The organism is Gordonia sp. DT219 (assembly GCF_049847065.1).
GTDB lineage: Bacteria > Actinomycetota > Actinomycetes > Mycobacteriales > Mycobacteriaceae > Gordonia.
Genome location: NZ_JBNCNR010000076.1, coordinates 1 through 538, shown reverse-complemented (window position 1 = coordinate 538; position 538 = coordinate 1). Strand labels below are relative to the sequence as shown.

General features: G+C 58.6%; 1 protein-coding gene. It reads right to left on the bottom strand.

Annotated elements, in window-relative coordinates; genetic code table 11:
* Nucleotides 1–166 precede the first annotated feature (166 nt).
* Nucleotides 167–538, bottom strand: a 372-nt coding sequence (locus ACPXB3_RS22490; RefSeq protein ID WP_425707121.1) for a hypothetical protein, incomplete at its 5' end; no start/stop codon positions are given.

Below are 538 nucleotides of genomic sequence, written 5' to 3'. Positions count from 1 at the left end.
ATCCCACTCATGCCACCGCTCAATATCCACCATCAGCCAGAATCTCCATCTCTCAACTTTCAGCCACCCGGACACCGCTACGATCCCGCTGCCAGCGACGTCATTCGCACCCGAGAACAACCCGGCCTACCACACGGCACAACCACCATCAGCCAATCCGCCAGCCTCACAACCCCTCCGGACGCAAAACATCCGGCAATTCAGCACGCGACACCCCGCCCTCTATCTCCGACGTCCACCCCAACGCCTCCAACTCATCAAACAAATATTCCACCTCAAACCGGCCACCAGCAAAAATCGATACCTTCATTCCCCACCACTCAGGATCCCGATCAACAATCACCTCCCCCAGATCACGTAACCGGCGATTCACCGCCTGATGAATCAACATCACCACACGCCACGCGCCCGCAGGCGTGTAAATCACCGTCGACAACGCAAACTCGTAACCACCCTCGTAACGCACCAGCGTGCACACCACCGCCTGCCACGTTCCATCCTCATCCGACGCCAACTCCCGAACCCCCTCCGCAAACCG